Origin of the sequence: Capnocytophaga felis (assembly GCF_009684755.1) — a bacterium.
Lineage (GTDB): Bacteria > Bacteroidota > Bacteroidia > Flavobacteriales > Flavobacteriaceae > Capnocytophaga > Capnocytophaga felis.
Genome location: NZ_BLBC01000011.1, coordinates 37,530 through 53,376, shown reverse-complemented (window position 1 = coordinate 53,376; position 15,847 = coordinate 37,530). Strand labels below are relative to the sequence as shown.

Below are 15,847 nucleotides of genomic sequence, written 5' to 3'. Positions count from 1 at the left end.
TAAAAGCAGATAAAAAAAATAGAAAGTTGAAGAAATATTTTCAGCTTTCTATTTTTTTTATACCTTTGGGACGTAAACCAACAATTTTATTGATTATGCAGAAAAAAATAACACTAAAAAAGTTCGCAATTGCTACAGTTTCGCTTATTTTTGCAACTTCTTGTAAAAATAATACCGAACAGCAAATGAAAAAAACACAATATCCCGATATTCAGCCTCCTATGGCGAAGAAAGTTCCGCACGAGTTGGAAAAATTTGGCGATGTACGTACCGATAACTACTTCTGGCTCAACCAGCGGGAAAACCAAGAAGTAATCGATTACCTCAATGCCGAAAATGAGTATTACCAAAAAATGACGGCTCACACTAAGGATTTTCAAAACTCGCTTTTCGAGGAAATGAAATCCCGAATTAAAGAAGACGACTCGTCTGTGCCGTATTTCCGCAACGGATATTGGTACATTACCCGTTACGAAATCGGAAAGGATTACCCAATTTATTCACGCAAAAAAGGAACTTTGGACGCTCCGGAGGAAATTATGTTCGACTGCAACGAAATGGCAAAAGGATACGCTTATTTTCAACTAAGCGGAATTTCGGTAAGTGATGATAATAAGTACGCATCTTTCGGGGTGGATACGGTTTCTCGCCGTCAGTATATGTTGCAAATCAAGAACTTAGAAACCGGTGAAATTCTTCCTGAAAAAATCGAAAATACCACAGGTTCAGCGGCTTGGGCAAGCGATAACAAAACGTTATTCTATACGAAAAAAGATTCTCAAACCCTTCGCTCGGACAAAGTTTACCGTCACGAATTGGGTACAGATACTAAAAAAGACGCTCTTATTTTTCACGAAAAAGACGATACTTTCTACACCTACGTATATCGCGAAAAATCAAAAAAATACATCGTTATCGGTTCGGGAAGTACGCTTACTTCGGAATATCAAATCCTAAAAGCGGATAATCCCAAAGGTGATTTTAAAGTATTTCAAAAACGTGTCAGAGGATTGGAGTACGACATTGCTCACTATGGCGATTCGTTCTATATCGTAACCAACAAAGACGGAGCGACCAACTTCAAACTGATGAAAACATCTGAAAATGCGACTTCTGCTGAAAATTGGAAAGAACTTATTCCGCATCGTGAGGACGTATTTTTGGAAGGCATCGAAATTTTCAAAAACTTTTTGGTGGTAGAAGAAACTTTCAATGGCTTGGACAGAATCGAAATTCGTCCTTGGAACGGAGGGGAATCGTATTATTTGCCTTTCGAAAGTGAAACTTATACAGCATATACTACACAAAATGTTGATTTTGATACAGATGTGTTACGTTACGGCTACCAATCAATGACCACTCCGGCTTCGGTAATTGATTTCAATATGGTTACCAAAGAAAAAACGGTGTTAAAAGAACAACAGGTTTTGGGTGGAAAATTCGATAAAAATAACTATGTAGAAGAACGCATTTGGGCTACGGCACAAGACGGAACAAAAGTTCCGATGTCGATGGTTTATCGCAAAGGAATGAAAAAAGATGGCAAAAATCCGTTGTTACTCTATGCTTACGGTTCGTATGGGCATACTATAAATCCGTATTTTTCATCTTCTCGCCTCAGTTTGCTTGACCGTGGATTCATTTACGTGATTGCTCACATTCGCGGAGGGCAATATTTAGGCAGAAAATGGTACGAAAACGGAAAAATGCTACAAAAAAAGAATACATTTACCGATTTTATCGATTGTTCTAAGCATTTAATAGCTGAAAAATATACTTCCAACGAGCATTTATACGCTTCGGGAGGGTCAGCCGGCGGACTTTTGATGGGAGCTATCGTGAATATGGCTCCTGAGCTTTATAAGGGTGTGATTGCATCGGTTCCGTTTGTAGATGTGGTAACTACAATGCTCGATGACAGCATTCCGCTTACTACGGGCGAATACGACGAATGGGGTAATCCGAACGAGAAAGTATATTATGATTATATGTTATCTTATTCACCTTACGACCAAGTCAAAGCCCAAAACTATCCGAATATGTATGTTTCTACCGGATTGCACGATTCGCAGGTACAATACTGGGAACCAGCTAAATGGGTAGCCAAGCTACGTGATATGAAAACCGATAAAAATCTGTTGTTCCTTGACACGAATATGGATGCAGGACACGGCGGTGCTTCCGGACGTTTTGAAGCCTTGAAAGAAGTAGCCAAAGAATATGCCTTTATGTTGGATTTGGAAGGGATAACCAATTAAATATAAGTAAGATATGTAAAAAATCTCCTTTTGTAAAAGAGGAGATTTTTTATTTTTTTAATTTAAGTTGATATAAAACGATAATTTCTCAAAGAGGATATTTTCAGGAAATTTATAGGAATATTTTTTGCGATATGAAAAATATTAACAAAAATTTTTTATTTTATAAAATAAGTGGTAGATTTGGAGAAAATTAAAAATTTTTGATTTGTGATACGTTCAATAAAAAGGAAAATACGAGTACTTTTGATAGATAGAAGGACATTTAATGTATTAATTTGCCTGTTTTTATCTATGTTTTTGTGGACACTCATTCGGCTGTCAAAAAATTTGCGAAGAGAATTTTCTGTTGATATTTCAATTACGAATGTTCCCGAAAATATGTTCTTGAAATCTTCTCAAACACATCAAATTAAAGTTGTTGCAGAAGGAAAAGGATATGCATTATTCAAGTATTATTCTGGTGTTCAGCCTTTAAATGTAGATTTTAATGATTTGGAGCATATCGAAGGAAAAAAATACAAACTTTCTACAAACATCGCAAATAAGTTAAATTCTTCTCACTCATCGGAATTGAAGATACAAAACACGTATTCGGATACTATTGTCGTAGATTTGGAGAAAAAATATACCAGGAAAATTCCTGTGGAAGTGAATTTAAATGCTGATTTTCAGAAAGAATATCAACTTACAGAAATGATTGTACAGCCTGACTCGGTAGTAGTTTCGGGGATTAAATCCGTTGTAGATACTTTGAAAATTATTTCCATATCTTTTTCTCCTCAAAAAAAGATAAAGTCTTCATTTGAAAAGTCTTACAATTTAAAGAATACAGATTGTGTGAAATTCGATAAAAATAAAATAACTGTTAAAGCAATTGTTGATAAAATGAGCGAACAGCTTGTTAAAGTGCCTGTACAAGTGCTTAACATACCTGAAGGAAGTCAAATTAAAATTTTTCCTGCTGAGGTAACTATTTTATGTTCAGGTGATTTGAATATATTGAAAAAAATAACTTCAGATGAAATTGCCGTAATAGCAGATTATAATGATGCTCAGAATAATACGTATTTGCCTTTGACTATCCGGACAAAGTTAAAACGTGTGAAATTGTCATTTTTGAATGAAAATAAGGTCGATTTTTTAATTCGGAAGATATGATGGTAGTAGGCTTAACAGGTGGGATTGGTAGTGGAAAAACTACAATAGCCAAAATGTTTGAGGAATTGGGGATTTCCGTTTACATATCAGATACAGAGGCTCAAAAATTAATAGAAACTGATGAAAATATCAAGCGTAAAATAAAGTCTTCTTTTGGGGAATTGGCTTATGTTGATGGGAAATATAACCGAAAATACATTGCAGAAATTGTTTTTAGTGATAGAGATAAGTTGCGTTTAATCAATGAGATAGTTCATCCTGAAGTAGCAAAGCATTTTTCTCAGTGGAAAGCAAAGCAAAATTCACCTTATGTGATTAAAGAAAGTGCGATTTTATTTGAAAGTGGAGCTTACCACGATTGTGACTATATTATAACGGTTACGGCTGATGAGCAAGAGCGGATTCGTAGAGTGGTTGAAAGAGATGGAGTTACGGAAAATTCTGTACGAGAAAGAATAAAAAATCAATGGAATGACGAGAAAAAGATGAATATGTCGGATGAAGTTATAAATAATATAGATATTGAAAGTTCTTCGTTAAAAGTGCAAGAAATACATTCTAAATTAATTAAAAAAATTGAGAAAACAATAATTTGATTTTTATTTAAGTTAAAATTTTGTTAAAAAATAAAATTAAGAAAATTTTTGTATTAGTTTTGTACGATGAAAGGTAAGTTGAATACAATAACCATTATTTTGATGAGTATTTCCTTGCTGGGAATAATCATCATTCAGGGGTATTGGATTAAATCTGCCATTGATGATAGGGAAGAGGCTTTTATGCATTCCGTTCAGCAGGTGTTAAACTCCGTGACTAATGGATTGGAAGAGAGTGAGATAAGTAAATATGTTGCTCAAATTATCGATTTAAAAGAAAGGGATACTACATTGGTGCTGAAGGAGTCTTCTCTTCGGGAATTTATGTATGTCCAAGAGAATAAAAATACAAAAGAAACGTTCATTTACAAACACGGTATTTTAGAGGAAGATTATAGCTTGCCAACCAGTTTGGGAATAGCAGATTCACTATCAATTAAAAACTACATCAGCAGGCAATCCGAGCAGAGAATTACTTTCGGAAAAGAGATTGATAATCAAGTTGCTCCGAGTATTGAAACGTATGAAAAATTCAGCCGTTTGCCTGAAATAGAGCGATTAATGATTCAGGAATCTTTCAAAAATATTATTGAAAAATTGCCTATTATTGACAGAGTTTCTCCCGAGCAGATTGAATATCTTGTAAAAAGAGAAATGAAAAGCAGGGGGTTGGATATTGATTTTGAGTTTGCAATTTACAATCGGAATATACTGACCAATATCCGTTCAAAGTACTTTGACTCGAACGAAATGAAAGGATACAGAGCTCCTTTGTTTGCAAACAGTTCCGGGGATTTGATGTACGAATTGGCATTGATTTTTCCTCAACGTGAGCGATTTGTTTTTTCGTCGGTAATCGGAATAGCTTCATTGTCAGTTATTTTTATGATTATCATTATTGGGGTTTTCACAATTACGATGAACCAAATGGTAACTCACAGGCGGATATCTCAAATTAAAACGGATTTTATCAATAACATCACGCACGAGTTCAAAACGCCAATTGCAACCACGAGTTTGGTGCTTGATGCTATCAGAAATCCTGTGACGATAAATAATCCTGAGAAAATTTTAACGTATGTTAATATGTTAAAAGATGAAAATAAGCGAATGCACTCACAAGTTGAGAATATTTTGCAAATCTCTCGACTTGAAAAAGGGGAACTAAATATTGAAAAAGAACCTCTGGACGTTCATATATTGATAGAAATGGCTATCGGACACGTACAAATGATGTTGAATGACAGAAAAGGAGTGATTCGCACGCATTTGATGGCAGAAAATGCAGATATATCAGCAAATGAATCGCATTTTACGAATGTTTTGATAAATATAATCGAAAATGCAATAAAATATTCGCCGGAAGCTCCTGAGATTGATATTTATACCGAAAATATTAAGAATAATAAAATTCTCATTCGTATAAAAGACCGAGGGCAGGGGATGAGCAAACAAGCCGTGAGGCAGGTTTTTCATAAGTTCTATCGTGAGCATACGGGTGATTTACATAATGTTAAGGGACACGGATTGGGGCTTGCTTATGTGAAAAGCATCGTGGAAGACCACAACGGAACAATTTATGTAGAAAGCGAAAAAGGAAAAGGAAGTACATTCTTTATTCAGCTTTCTGTTATTTAAAAATGCAAATAATAACTATAAATATTTACTAACTTTACTACTGGCTTCTTGAAAAATAGAGCGTAACTTTAAAAAATAAATAAAATGATGAGTGTAGGTGAAAATTCGTATGATATGAAAACAACAACAACTAGCAAAAAAATCCTTTTGGTTGAAGACGACCCCAATTTTGGAACCGTCTTGAGAGATTATTTGGTAATGAGCGGCTTTGATGTAGCTCTTGCCAAAAACGGAATGGAAGGTTTTGACAGATTCAGAAAAGAACCTTTTGACCTTTGCATACTGGATGTTATGATGCCTTACAAAGATGGATTTACATTAGCAAAAGAAATTCGTGAAAAAAATGAAAAAATACCAATTATCTTTTTAACAGCACGAACAATGCGTGAAGATGTATTGAAAGGATACAAAGTAGGAGCTGATGATTATTTGAATAAGCCGTTTGACTCTGAAATCCTTTTGATGAAAATCAGATCAATGTTACAAAGAAAATCAATTGAAACAGTGGCTGATAGCAAAAAATTTGAGTTTGAAATTGGTGATTTTTTCTTGAATTCAAAATTGAGATTCTTGAAATATAAAGATGAAGAACCGGTAAAACTCTCTCCTAAAGAAAACGAATTACTTCGTTTGTTGGCTCTGCACGAAAATGATTTGATGCCTAGGGAGTTAGCATTGTCTAAAATATGGAAAGATGATAATTACTTCACTTCCAGGAGTATGGACGTTTATATAGCCAAATTAAGAAAATATCTTAAAAAGGATGAAAAAGTTGAAATTCTTAACATACACGGAGAAGGTTTCCGGTTGATTACTAATCGAGAAGCAGATAGCTTTGTTTAATAGGAATCGTTTTTAAAATATCAATCTTAAGGCTACTCAAAAGGTAGCCTTTTTTGTAATTTATGAAGTTAAAATTAAAAGGATACATACTTGCGTTTATATCGGCAGCTACTTACGGAATGATTCCGCTGTTTATGATACCGATAAAGAAAAGTGATTTTTCATTAGACGGGGCTTTGCTTTATCGTTTTTTGATAGCAAGTGTCTTTATTTTAGGGTATTTGTTGTACACCAAAGAAAGTTTAAAGCTAACTTTGAGAGAAATATACACATTCGCTTTTTTAGGACTTTTGTACGCTCTTTCGTCCGAGTTTTTATTTGCAGCTTATGATTATTTGAGTCCGGGAATAGCTTCTACCATCTTTTTTATGTATCCTGTGGTTGTTGCGGTTATTTTGGGAACTTTTTTTAAAGGGAAGATTTCATTACCTACAATTCTTTCTTTATTGATAGTTCTGATAGGAATATTTATCTTGAGTGTGAAAGATATTTCCTCTTTTTCAATTGATTATTTCGGACTTTTTGTAGCTTTTATGGGAGCATTTGTTTATGGAGTTTATATGGTTGTGGTTAATCAAACGCATCTTTCGGCTTCCGGAATCAAAATTGCTTTTTATTCGATGCTTTTCTCAAGTGCTTATTTTTTAGTAAAATCGCTTATTTTGGAATCAAAAATTCCTGTTCCGGAAGGGACAATGTTTTTGCATCTTACAATTTTTTCATTAATTACTACAGTACTTTCTGTTACAACGTTGATTTATGCTATTCGTTATATAGGTTCTACACCAACGGCAATTATGGGAGCTATTGAGCCTGTTATTGCAGTAGGAATTAGTGTAGGATTATTTTCAGAAGAACTCACTACCACGCTAATAATAGGTGTGATTCTGATTATCATAGGGGTACTTATTGACATCATTTTTGGACAGAAGAAAGAACAATAAAAAAGCAGAGCTAACTAATTAATAGCTCTGCTTTTTTTATTTAAAAGGATTGATTTTATGTGAATTGCAATCCTAAAATAACTAACGCTAACACAAACGAAGCCATCAAAACTCCCTTTGCTCTTTCATCACGTCCTAAACGCAGAAAAAGGAAGAAAGAAAGCAGGTCAAGAAGACCTCCCAAAGCAATCAGAGAGCCTAAATATCCTTTGTAATAAGCATCTTGCAGCGTGGCTTCAATCCCATATTTTGAGAAAATAAGAATATATATCAGAATTCCTAATCCGTTGGCTATAAGTCCAACAAGAAAACCAATGAGAATTTCTTTTTGATAAAACTTCATAAAGTGATTAATTTTTTAATATCTATTCTATTAGAATAAATCGTTTTCGCTGATGCTCTTATCGTGTTTTGTGTAGGCGGTAGGTCTTTTGGCAAAGAAATCGTCCAATTCATTACTGAATACTTCCTCTTCAAACCATAACATAGGTTTTGCTTCGTCGCTTGTTATGCCGAATGGTTTATCTAATCCTAACTGTGTAAGCGAGTCATCAAGGCGATAACGCATATAGTTTGCTAAATCTTTTTTAGTGAAAAAATCAATTTCTCCTTCTTCAAAAATCCAGTCTAACATTTTGTCTTCCAAAGCGATGTAATTTCTAATGAAATCTGTAGCTTCTTCTTTGGCTCTTTCTTTCATTTCAGGATTTTCTTCAAAAATTTTCTTAAGAATATAGATGCCTGCATTGGCGTGCAATTGTTCATCAATAGATGTCCAGGCAATGATATTGGCAACGTTTTTCATATATCCTTTGAATCGTGTAAACGACAGAATTGTAGCGAATTGACTAAAAAGAGATGCGTTTTCAATAATCAACGTAAAGAACAAAATACGTTCCATAGCGTTTTCTTTGTTTTTCGCTAAATATTCTTTCAAAATGTTGTTTCTCTCCTTAAAAATAGGAACTTCAAGCAGGTTTTCAAATTCATTATTGTAACCAAGTACTTCCAAAAGGCGTGAGTAGGCTTCGCTATGGCGAAATTCGCATTCGGCAAAAGTGGCTCCCAAACCGTTAAATTCGGGTTTTGGAAAAAGGTCATAAAGGTCTCCCCAGAAAGTTTTTACCGATACTTCCACCTGAGCAATACCGAGTAAAGCACGCTTAACAGCTTCCTTTTCTATAGTTGATAAGTCTGATTTAAAATCTTGAATATCAGCTGTAAATTCAACTTCTGAATGTACCCAAAACGACCGATTCATTGCATCTACAAATTCCATAACCTCCGGATACTCAAAAGGCTTGTAGTTTTCACGTTTATCAAAAATTCCCATATTATATTTCTTTATTTTCTTGGCGAAGATACGAAGAAATTTTTCCAAAAAACAAATCTGAAAAGTATCGGAACTTGAATAAAAAACCTAACCTCAACATTATTAGGAAGAATGAAAAGTGTTAAAGTTTTGTTATTTTAGTGGACGGGAATTAATACAATTTGCCATCTGCTGATTTTAAAATGATTTCAGGAAAAGTGAAAGTTCAAAAATAGTTGGGTTTTATTTTCCTTTTTTCATATTAAAGTATATTTTTGTTGTCTGAATTTAGTTTGAAATGGATTTATTTTACATTGTTGATTTGGCAGGAGTTTTTGTTTTTGCTATTTCGGGGGCATTGGCAGCTCGTGAAAAAAAATTGGATTTATTTGGGGTGTTCATTATTGCCTTTGTTACAGGGCTTGGCGGGGGGACACTTCGTGATGTGATGATGGGGAGAACTCCTGTTTTCTGGATGCAAGCACCTATTTACGTGGGAATGATTTTTGGTGGAACTTTTTTTGCCATTATCTTCCGTAAGAAAATACACTATTTACGAAAATCTCTCCTGCTTTTTGATACTATTGGTATAGCCTTTTTTTCAATCATCGGAACGGAGATAGCACTTTCATTTTCATATGATTTGCATCCGATTATTGTAATTTCGATAGCGGCGATGAGTGCTTGTTTCGGAGGGGTGATTCGTGATATATTGTGTAACGAAATCCCTATAATTTTTCATAAAGAAATTTATGCAACTCCTTGTGTATTAGGAAGTTTATTTTATTTGGGATTGCGGGAAATTAGCTTTTTTGATGATTATGTATCTTCACTTGTGGCAATTGCATTCATAATCGTATTTCGACTGTTTGCCATTAAACGCTCGTTGGAACTTCCGAAAATAGACTGATTTTTCGTTATTGGATTATTTTATCCAGAATGCTTTTTAGTTCGTACATTTGAGGTACTCCTTTGGTTCTGGTTATTCGAGCAAAAAAATAGAGAGAAAACCAAAGAACAACCATCAACCCCATCATAATAAGGTCAAAGACACAGCTTTCTTTTAGCAAATGATGTGAGTAGGCGGCTATTGCAAAAAACATAAAAATTCCGGCTACGACAAAATGTAGAAACATAAAAAAAGTCCATAATCCAGGGTCAGGACCAAAAAGAGCCCGAATACGACAGCCTTTTTCTTTGGGCTGAAATTCCAAATTCAGATGAGGAGAATAATACCTTCTTTGGCTTCTGTGAATATGAATCCAAACCTGTTGGTCTGAGATGACAATTTTGTACTCATTTTGTAAGTCGGCTTTCACTTCTTGGGTTCGTTGGAGTAGCTTTTCCACAGATTTTTCACTTTCAATGAAGAAACGGGGACGCAAAGGTATGCTTTTGTTGAGTTGTTTCATAATATTTTGATTTTATATAGATTTTACCTCACAAAGGTATAAAATTTTGGCATTGCTAAGCGATTTTAGATGAAAAATCTCAAAAAACCTTTTAGCAATGCCAATTTCTGTCAGCTATAAAAATCTATTCTTTATCGTTTATTTGCAATGCCCAATACATCATATACTGAAACAGAGCGTTCATATCAATGTCGGGATTTTTTTGGTATCGCTCTAAAAGTGCACGATTAAAGTCTTTAAAACGTATGAATCCGCGTACATTTTCCATCATTGGTTCGTACATAGGCAAGAATTTCATTACATCTTCCTGCGAATAATGGTCGATGGCGTAAAGAGTGTACAGCCCAAAGGTCATATATTCGTTGAAAACGGCGTAGGGGTCGGGGTAAGCCTGTGCTACGTCGCCTTTTGCCCATTTATTTCTGTTTGAAAATACGCGATTTATGTATTGTAAATTCTTGTCGGATAATGGATTAACATAATTATGGTCAATCTCGGTAAAGACAATCCAACCAGACAGTAATTCGTTTAGAGTGGGAGAATGTTCCTCATACTCAGTCGTTTTGCAAATAAACATAAAAGTTTGTTTAAAATCACCTTTTTCAAACTGCGTGGCTGCTTGCGCCCCTTTGTTCAGCGGAGAAAAATAAATCATATAGGAGTCGTATCCGAAACCGAATTTTTTATCCAACCACTGCTGCATTTTATCCACAGGGCTTAATCTGTGAAAGGTAGCCAAAAGTTCGTTATAGTAAGGTTTGTTGTCGTTATAAAATTTTCTGAAATTTGATTTTCGGGCAAAATCTTCAAAAACAGCAACATCTTTCATTGGGTCAAAATCATTCCAGTACTTCCCAATTTGCTGAACTGTGCCTTTGTGCTTGATACGATTTTGATTATCAAATTCATATGCACAAGCATTCATTTTCAGTGCGTAGTAATATTTGTACGCTGGTATGGGGAAAATATGCACGTTTTGTTGAGAATTAAAAACAGGAGCTTGCATATTTTTGTGAATAATATCCAAAGCGGGGTGATTGCGATATGGCTCAAAATATTTTTTAACCTTCTGATAATAAGTTGTTTTGGTGTCAAACATATTGTGGTCTTTCTCGGCATCTTTGTGTAATACCAGCAAGATGTTTACCAGTTCGCTAACTTCTGGAATTTCAACAAAATTTTTCCCTTTATGAGCTTTGATGTATTCATTAGAAAAATGAACATTCGGTTCAATCCCCACAAGCTGAACGCGAACTATTTTTTTATCGGTTGTGTGGATGTCAAAGTATAGTTTTTGTCCTTTTTTTAGAGTAAATTCACTTGTGTTTTTACCATCAGAAAGAGTTCCTTTGTTCTTATTTTCAAGACATTCTAACTCTAAAACCAGAGGACTTGCTTCAACTGAAAGTTCTAATTCTGTTTTAATTCCATCGAAGGTAATTACTACATATTTGGAATCAGTTTTGAAGATTTTTTGTGCAAATCCATTGAAGGAGAGTGCAATAAGTACAAATGTTAAAAAAATTCTCATTATTTTTCTATTTTAAAACTATTTTCGGCAAAACAAAACACGTGCCATTTTTTTAATTGGAATAAAAAATTAAGTTGAGAAATCTTTTATTTTAGAAGAGTTAAAAGATATTCTCAACTTGGTGTCAATTTTATAGTTTCAGGATTAATAATATTCAACAAATTGTTCGGTTACTTTCGAGAGTTTTCCGTCGGTATGTTCCATTTTTTTGCTCCAATTTCCTCTTTTGTCGTATTGATAAGAGAATGTTTTTTTGTAGCTCAATGAACCGTCGGGGTTATAACCTTCTTCCTGAATTTGGTTATTGTGCTTGTCATACCGATACGTATAATGCTCCATAACGTTGCCTTGTTTGTCGTATGCGATAGCTTCCGTGCGATTTCCTTTTTTGTCGTATTTACTTACAATTCGGTAATTTAAGGCATCTTGTGCATTGTAATTGTTTTCGTTCAAAGGGTTTCCTTTTTTATCGTTGGTATAAACGCTTTTTAAAGCATAATTACCGAACTGATGCATTTGTTTTTCAATTAGGAATCCTTTTTTGTCATAAATGAAAATCGTTTTAACTACTTCCAGCCCATCATCGGTAAACCCTCTTTCAAGCAAGGTTTTTCCTTTGGAGTCGTTTTCCTGAACGCTGTGATAAGTCATTTTTCCTTTTTCATCATACGTCTCAGTTCTTGTGGGAAAGCCGTTCTTGTCAAAAGCAATGACCAATTTGGTAACTTCCTCGCCTTGTTTCATTTGCATATCGGTAATGTATCCTTTTTTGTTGAAGTTGGCTGAAAAGTTTTGCCCTTGCTGAATTAATTCACCTTTTTCATTAGGAACATACTCCACCTGTCCAGCAGTTTTTACTTTGCATTTGAGGTTTGCTGATTGCCACCCATTTTTAGATTTTTGTGCGAAACTCACGGCACTTACCAGCGAAATTATTAAAAATAGCTTTTTCATTATTTAGTGATGTATAATTATGTTATGTGGCAAAGATACAACTTTTTTGTATATCCGCATATTTTTTAGTTAAAATATCTCTTTGGTATCATATGTTTTTTGCGTTATGATGATAAATATCGAAAAAAACACGTTTGTATGCCTTCTGTTTGGAAAAATTTTATTTACTTTGTGCTTTTATTTTTAGATTAAGTAATTATGATGAAATTGCGTTTAATTTTAATTTTAGTGTTGTTTCTGGGGGCTTTGCATAGTAGTTTTGCCCAGAAAATAATGGTAAGCGGAACCGTAAAGGACGAAAATGGAGTGGCTTTAATCGGAGCTACTGTGGCGGTCAAAGGAACCCGCATCGGTGTGGCGACAGATTTTCACGGTGTTTACACAATTGGTGTGGACCCAGGGCAAACATTAATTTTTTCCTTTATAGGAACGCAAACACAGGAACACAAAATAACCAAATCAAACAACGCTTTGCATATCGTTTTGCAATACGAAGCGGAGGCATTGGACGATGTGGTGGTAGTAGGATACGGAAGTGCTAAAAAGATAGGCACTACCATAGGTTCGGTGGCAAAAGTAGCGGGAAAAGACTTGGCGGAATCGCCCACGCCGAACGTATTGGACGCTTTGCAAGGAAAGGTAGCGGGGCTTACTATCAATGCTACTTCGGGCAAACCAGGCTCAGCACCCATTGTGTTGCTGCACGGATTGGGAACGCTCAGTGATGTGAATGCTTCTGGTGAAGATGGGCTGGGAAGTACGCCTCTTTACGTGGTGGACGGGTTGCCCGTAGGTGATGATTTGGTAGGTTCTTTGAATCCTGATGATTTTGAGAGTGTTACGGTTTTAAAAGATGCTTCGGCAACCTCCATTTATGGGGCTCGTGCGGCTTATGGGGTAATTTACGTTACTACCAAAAAGGGAGGTTTTGAGCAACCAACCGAAGTTTCGGTAAGCTCGCAAATCGGGTTTTCACAAATAGCTTCTTACGAGTTTTACGATAATCTCTTATCGTCGTCGGAATATGTTGATTATATGCTGGGTTTAGGGCATTTGCCTGACAGGGATACTGCCGATATGTTTCTACAACAATACAAAGGTAATACGCGTTGGGATAAAATTTATTTCAAACCTAACTCTCTGACCTCGCAAAATAATGTGTCTGTTACGGGAGGAGGTAAGAAAGTATCTTATTATTTTTCGGGTTCAAATTTCAGACAAGGAGGAAATCGATATGGTTATGACTATGAGCGGTATTCTTTAAGGGCGAATATTGATTCTCGTGTAAAAGATTGGTTTTCAGTAGGTGTTAGTTTGTCGTTGGGACATAATATAAGCACCAGTAACGGTGGAGACAGAGGTGATCTTGGCGGGGTGATGGCACTTCCCGTTTACGAAGCCTATGACGAAGAAGGTCAACTTTTGGATTATGTAACCACCATACAAGGAAATCGTTTTTATCTTCCTCAATATACTGCATCAAAGTTACTTAACAATTCGGTTGCTACTAATATTGTTCCGAATTTTTATGCAACATTAAAGCCGATGGATAATTTGATTTTCAAAACACAAGCAGGTTTGCAATATTCTGTTTCTGTTGGAGAGGGCAAAAATCTGCCTTCGTATGACCCACAAGGAGGAGTCGGGGAGGTCAGACGTACCTTTGGAGAATACATTAACAAGACTATTACCAATACATTGGAATACAAGCTACGAATTGGAGATAAAGGATTTCTCACCGCATTAGTAGGGCAAGAATCGGTTAGCAATGATTCTAAGAGTTTTTTAGCTTCCTCATCAGGGCAAGTTGCAGACGGATTGTCAACGCTCTCGCAAGGGAAAAAAGAACTCCGAGTGGGTGATGGAAGAGATGTATCTACTTATAATTCATTCTTCTCACGAGTAGATTACTCGTATGACGGGCGTTATTTTATAGACTTTTCCGGACGTAGAGATGGTTCTTCCACTTTTGGGAGAAATAATCGGTATGCTAACTTTTGGTCGGCAGGGTTGATGTGGAGTGCAAAGAACGAAAAGTTTTTAAAAGATGTTTCTTGGCTTGACGAACTTCGTTTCAAAATCAGCAAGGGAACCAGCGGAAGTAAAGGAGGCACAGGAAGTTATGGTAGTTATTCACGACTGGAATTTGGACAATACGGACAACAAAACTCTTACCATTTGAGCAATTTGGGAAATCCCGATTTGCGTTGGGAAAAGCAGGATAAAACCACCATTGGCGTGAATTTGGGATTATTTAATCGTGTTAAATTGGAAGTAGATTTATACCAACGTATTATTCGAGATATGTACTACACATTGCCTTTACCGATGATTAGCGGATTTGGGCAGTATCCTACGAATTTGGCAAAATTACAAAATAGAGGAGCAGATGTAACATTATCCGTAGATATTCTTAAAGATACCAAAAACAAACTCTATCTGTCTCCGTATGTTAATTTTAATTATAATGATATGAGGGTTTTAGAGCTTTTTGTGGGTACTCAGCAAATTCCTGAAGGTGAATATGGTGTTGGATACGAAGAAGGAAGCCAATTGACGATTTTTGCTCCCATTTTCAAAGGAGTAAATCCTGATAACGGAGACCCGCAGTGGTATGTTCCCGGTGAAGATAAGATGAAAACCACTACCGATGAAACCAACCTCACCACCAGATTCGATGAGGTTGTACTCAACCAAAACACAGGTAAAAGAGCCTATGCTCCCTGGAACGGAGGTTTCGGGCTGAATGCTTCTTACAAAGGGCTTTCTCTGCAAGTGGGATTTGCTTTTTCTTACGGGAAATATCAAGCCAATCGGGATAGATATCACACGGAAAGCAATAGTGCGTTTACGTACAATGTGAGCAGAGAAGCGTTAAACTATTGGAAACAACCGGGCGACAATGTGAGCCTACCTCGCAAGGAATTACAATTTGTGCAGTTAGACTCGCGCTTGCTTGAAGATGCATCGTTTATTCGTTTGAAGAACATAAATGTAGGATATTCGCTTCCTAAAGAGGTTACGGAAAAAATCCCTTTCTTCACGCATTTGCGTTTCTTTGCTACAGGACGTAATTTGCTGACAATTACTAATTACAAAGGAGCTGACCCAGAGTTTAATCCACAGCTTTCATTAGGAGGTTATCCTAATACGCGTCAGTACACCTTTGGAGTAGAATTCAAATTTTAAATTAAAACG

The 15,847-nt window shown here is 35.7% G+C and carries 13 protein-coding genes; 8 read left to right on the top strand and 5 right to left on the bottom strand.

Annotated features, from left to right (window positions below; all coding sequences use genetic code 11):
* Positions 1 to 95: 95 nt before the first annotated feature.
* From GN105_RS08830 to GN105_RS08805, 6 genes are all read left to right on the top strand, one after another.
* Entirely contained in the window at positions 96 to 2,258 is a 2,163-nt protein-coding gene (locus tag GN105_RS08830) for a S9 family peptidase (RefSeq protein ID WP_155285041.1), read from the top strand.
* Between the two features lie 330 nt (positions 2,259 to 2,588).
* Entirely contained in the window at positions 2,589 to 3,419 is an 831-nt protein-coding gene (locus GN105_RS08825) for a YbbR-like domain-containing protein (RefSeq protein WP_155285040.1), read from the top strand.
* Positions 3,416 to 4,015 carry a dephospho-CoA kinase gene (coaE, locus tag GN105_RS08820; RefSeq protein WP_155285039.1) on the top strand — a complete coding sequence of 200 codons (600 nt, stop codon included), beginning with the start codon at positions 3,416 to 3,418 and terminating at the stop codon, positions 4,013 to 4,015. The genes GN105_RS08825 and coaE overlap by 4 nt, the downstream gene beginning before the upstream one ends.
* Positions 4,016 to 4,081: 66 nt before the next feature.
* The gene (locus GN105_RS08815; protein WP_155285038.1) at positions 4,082 to 5,653 is read left to right on the top strand and encodes a sensor histidine kinase; all 1,572 of its coding nucleotides are present in this window, start codon (positions 4,082 to 4,084) and stop codon (positions 5,651 to 5,653) included.
* Between the two features lie 84 nt (positions 5,654 to 5,737).
* Positions 5,738 to 6,496 (top strand): response regulator transcription factor, encoded by a 759-nt coding sequence (locus tag GN105_RS08810; protein WP_173014988.1) that lies wholly within the window; start codon positions 5,738 to 5,740, stop codon positions 6,494 to 6,496.
* 62 nt (positions 6,497 to 6,558) lie between these two features.
* Positions 6,559 to 7,440, top strand: a complete 882-nt coding sequence (locus GN105_RS08805) for a DMT family transporter (RefSeq protein ID WP_155285037.1) — start codon at positions 6,559 to 6,561, stop codon at positions 7,438 to 7,440.
* 55 nt (positions 7,441 to 7,495) lie between these two features.
* Here the strand turns inward: GN105_RS08805 and GN105_RS08800 are convergent, their stop codons facing one another.
* Both GN105_RS08800 and GN105_RS08795 read right to left on the bottom strand, forming a co-directional pair.
* A complete protein-coding gene (locus GN105_RS08800) occupies positions 7,496 to 7,783 on the bottom strand; it encodes a hypothetical protein (RefSeq protein ID WP_155285036.1) in 288 nt (95 codons plus the stop codon).
* Between the two features lie 30 nt (positions 7,784 to 7,813).
* Positions 7,814 to 8,773: a ribonucleotide-diphosphate reductase subunit beta gene (locus tag GN105_RS08795; protein WP_155285035.1), complete on the bottom strand. Its 960-nt coding sequence runs from the start codon at positions 8,771 to 8,773 to the stop codon at positions 7,814 to 7,816.
* A gap of 277 nt (positions 8,774 to 9,050) precedes the next feature.
* Between GN105_RS08795 and GN105_RS08790 the strand changes: the two genes are divergently transcribed.
* Entirely contained in the window at positions 9,051 to 9,662 is a 612-nt protein-coding gene (locus tag GN105_RS08790) for a trimeric intracellular cation channel family protein (RefSeq protein WP_155285034.1), read from the top strand.
* Positions 9,663 to 9,669: 7 nt separating this feature from the next.
* Here GN105_RS08790 and GN105_RS08785 read toward each other — a convergent pair whose 3' ends face one another.
* The 3 genes from GN105_RS08785 to GN105_RS08775 form a co-directional block, all read right to left on the bottom strand.
* The gene (locus tag GN105_RS08785) at positions 9,670 to 10,164 is read right to left on the bottom strand and encodes a hypothetical protein (protein ID WP_155285033.1); all 495 of its coding nucleotides are present in this window, start codon (positions 10,162 to 10,164) and stop codon (positions 9,670 to 9,672) included.
* 124 nt (positions 10,165 to 10,288) lie between these two features.
* Entirely contained in the window at positions 10,289 to 11,695 is a 1,407-nt protein-coding gene (locus tag GN105_RS08780; protein ID WP_155285032.1) for a DUF4932 domain-containing protein, read from the bottom strand.
* Positions 11,696 to 11,839: 144 nt separating this feature from the next.
* The gene (locus GN105_RS08775) at positions 11,840 to 12,649 is read right to left on the bottom strand and encodes a hypothetical protein (RefSeq protein ID WP_155285031.1); all 810 of its coding nucleotides are present in this window, start codon (positions 12,647 to 12,649) and stop codon (positions 11,840 to 11,842) included.
* A 198-nt stretch (positions 12,650 to 12,847) separates the two neighbouring features.
* Here GN105_RS08775 and GN105_RS08770 point away from each other — a divergent pair, with 198 nt between their 5' ends.
* A complete protein-coding gene (locus GN105_RS08770) occupies positions 12,848 to 15,838 on the top strand; it encodes a SusC/RagA family TonB-linked outer membrane protein (protein WP_155285030.1) in 2,991 nt (996 codons plus the stop codon).
* Positions 15,839 to 15,847 lie beyond the last annotated feature (9 nt).

What these genes read in the sequence shown, in the direction of transcription:
- GN105_RS08790 (WP_155285034.1), top strand. Translation starts at nt 9,051, where the DNA reads ATGGATTTATTTTACATTGTTGATTTGGCAGGAGTTTTTGTTTTTGCT.
- coaE (WP_155285039.1), top strand. Translation starts at nt 3,416, where the DNA reads ATGATGGTAGTAGGCTTAACAGGTGGGATTGGTAGTGGAAAAACTACA.
- GN105_RS08830 (WP_155285041.1), top strand. Translation starts at nt 96, where the DNA reads ATGCAGAAAAAAATAACACTAAAAAAGTTCGCAATTGCTACAGTTTCG.
- GN105_RS08775 (WP_155285031.1), bottom strand. Translation starts at nt 12,649, where the DNA reads ATGAAAAAGCTATTTTTAATAATTTCGCTGGTAAGTGCCGTGAGTTTC.
- GN105_RS08770 (WP_155285030.1), top strand. Translation starts at nt 12,848, where the DNA reads ATGATGAAATTGCGTTTAATTTTAATTTTAGTGTTGTTTCTGGGGGCT.
- GN105_RS08805 (WP_155285037.1), top strand. Translation starts at nt 6,559, where the DNA reads ATGAAGTTAAAATTAAAAGGATACATACTTGCGTTTATATCGGCAGCT.
- GN105_RS08800 (WP_155285036.1), bottom strand. Translation starts at nt 7,783, where the DNA reads ATGAAGTTTTATCAAAAAGAAATTCTCATTGGTTTTCTTGTTGGACTT.
- GN105_RS08780 (WP_155285032.1), bottom strand. Translation starts at nt 11,695, where the DNA reads ATGAGAATTTTTTTAACATTTGTACTTATTGCACTCTCCTTCAATGGA.
- GN105_RS08815 (WP_155285038.1), top strand. Translation starts at nt 4,082, where the DNA reads ATGAAAGGTAAGTTGAATACAATAACCATTATTTTGATGAGTATTTCC.
- GN105_RS08785 (WP_155285033.1), bottom strand. Translation starts at nt 10,164, where the DNA reads ATGAAACAACTCAACAAAAGCATACCTTTGCGTCCCCGTTTCTTCATT.
- GN105_RS08810 (WP_173014988.1), top strand. Translation starts at nt 5,738, where the DNA reads ATGATGAGTGTAGGTGAAAATTCGTATGATATGAAAACAACAACAACT.
- GN105_RS08795 (WP_155285035.1), bottom strand. Translation starts at nt 8,773, where the DNA reads ATGGGAATTTTTGATAAACGTGAAAACTACAAGCCTTTTGAGTATCCG.